The sequence below is a fragment of the Bacillus hominis genome (genome assembly GCF_018332515.1).
Classification (GTDB): domain Bacteria; phylum Bacillota; class Bacilli; order Bacillales; family Bacillaceae_G; genus Bacillus_A; species Bacillus_A hominis.
Window position 1 is genome coordinate 1 of the sequence record NZ_BOQD01000531.1, and the last position, 2,088, is coordinate 2,088.

The following is a 2,088-nucleotide window of genomic DNA, read 5'->3' on the forward strand; positions in this document are numbered from 1 at the left end:
TAATATCAATATTGCTTTTATTATAACAAGTACAGAAAACCACTCACTTGATAATCACTTTCACTTATAACCTACACCGAAATGATAATCTCTCTCATTTAACTTGTCAATCTTTTTTTATTTTTCAGATAAATATTGCTGCACTTTTGTAAATACAACTATCTATATTGATTTTTTTAGCTTATAAAGATTTCCAAAAAATTTAGATACTGTTGATTTCACTGTTTGAGAAAATTCCGAAGATAATAAAGCCTGAATAAAGGCAAATACTAAAAACATAGTTCATGAAGAAAAAAGGAAGTGGTTTGTCATCCACTTCCCTTTCGTAATTTTATAATATACCATAAAAAAGCACCCTATTTATTAGGGTACTTTTTAGTTATAGTAGTGTAATAGAAGATTTATATACTTACGCTACGCTGCGATACTCTTCTTCTTTTTCTTTTTTCTGATTAGGTGCTTGAATTAAAATTGAGATAATGAATGACACGACACATAATACTCCGATCACCATAAAGGTTGGTTTGAATCCACCTAGAAGTGCACCGATAAAGGAACCTGCAAGCGCTCCAAATCCAAATCCTTGATACACAATTCCGTAGTTCTTACTATGGTTTTTCATACCGAAGAAATCACCAACAATAGCTGGGAAAATAGTGATATTTCCACCAAAGCAAAACGCTACACTTGCTACACAGACGAAGTAGATACCATAATTTAAATCTACGAAACTTAGAACCAAGACTGAAGCCGCCATAGCAACAAAAGTACCAGTAACGATTTTTAAACGGCCAATTTTATCTGATAACGGTCCCAGAATGATACGACCCAATGTATTGAAGATTGCAACCATAGCCACCGCATTAGCTGCTGTTGCTGCGCTAAGCCCTACAAGTTGAACACCGATGTCTTTTACCATACCAATTAAGTATAAGCCACTCATACATGATGTAAATAACATAATAAATAATAAGTATACTTGTTTTGTGCCTAGCATTTCTTTTGTTGTATATTCTTTAGTTTTTGTTTCCTGAACTGCACCTTGATCAGCAGCTTGATGGATTAAACAAGCGCCAATCACGATCATAGCTGTAACAATTACACCCCAGTATATAAACGCTTGTGATACACCAACTGATTCAATCAATTGTGCGTTAATGTATTTAAAGATTAAGCTACCCGAACCATATGCAGAGACAGAAATACCAGCGATTAAACCTTTACGCTCTGGAAACCACTTTATTAAATTGGATAGTGAAGTGATATATGCTGTACCATCTGCATAACCTACAACAAATCCTGCTAGTACATAAAGTAATACTAATGAGGAAGCTTGTGAACTAAGTATTAATCCTAGTCCTAATGCTAGTCCAGCTATCATAATTAGTTTACGAAGTCCCCATTTTTCTTGCAATTTACTTGCAAACAAAGTTGAAAACGCTAAAGAAAGACTAGTAATTGAGAAAGTTATAGCAACTGCGTTAAGACTCCAACCGTATTTACTAACTAAAGGCTGATTGAATAAGCTCCATGTATATATCGTTCCAAGCCCCATTTGTACTATGACTGTGCCAAGAACAACAAGCCATGGATTAACCGATGATTTTTTCATACCATTTCTCCTCCTCTTTCTATTTCAATGCTATTCGCTAAATATGCTTTTTTTATTTTCATTTTCGCCACCTCATTTGATTTAACAACTTCATTGTATAGGACATTCCCGTCTATGTAAGCACTTACAAGACGGAGCGTCAAATATATGGAACCAGTTACATAAAACGAAGGGTGAAATACAAAAAACTACTTGTTAAATACGTAGCAGCTTTTATAATGTTTTGCATCTATACAACTTACGGGGGTTTTCGTAGCAGCTTTTATAAAAAATTATGCGTCGACCGTATATTTTGTTTTTCTAACGAAACATACAGAATTACAACGTTTTTTACAATTTTCTACATAAAAATAGAAAATATATAATTCATTTACATAATGTTGCACTTTAATTTTTATTAAACAACAAATATTTTATTGATAAATAAAACTAAACATTCACTAATATATCTATACGTGGTTTAATATATCTAATAA

Annotated in this window: 1 protein-coding gene; it reads right to left on the reverse strand. The window is 32.8% G+C overall.

What is annotated here, in order from left to right:
• Positions 1 to 409: 409 nt before the first annotated feature.
• Complete coding sequence (locus tag KI356_RS27150; RefSeq protein ID WP_128279977.1) at positions 410 to 1,612, reverse strand: L-lactate MFS transporter; 1,203 nt, start codon at positions 1,610 to 1,612, stop codon at positions 410 to 412.
• Positions 1,613 to 2,088 lie beyond the last annotated feature (476 nt).

Bases quoted from the DNA above. Each gene is read 5' to 3' on its own strand.
- KI356_RS27150 (WP_128279977.1), bottom strand. From the start codon at position 1,612: ATGAAAAAATCATCGGTTAATCCATGGCTTGTTGTTCTTGGCACAGTC.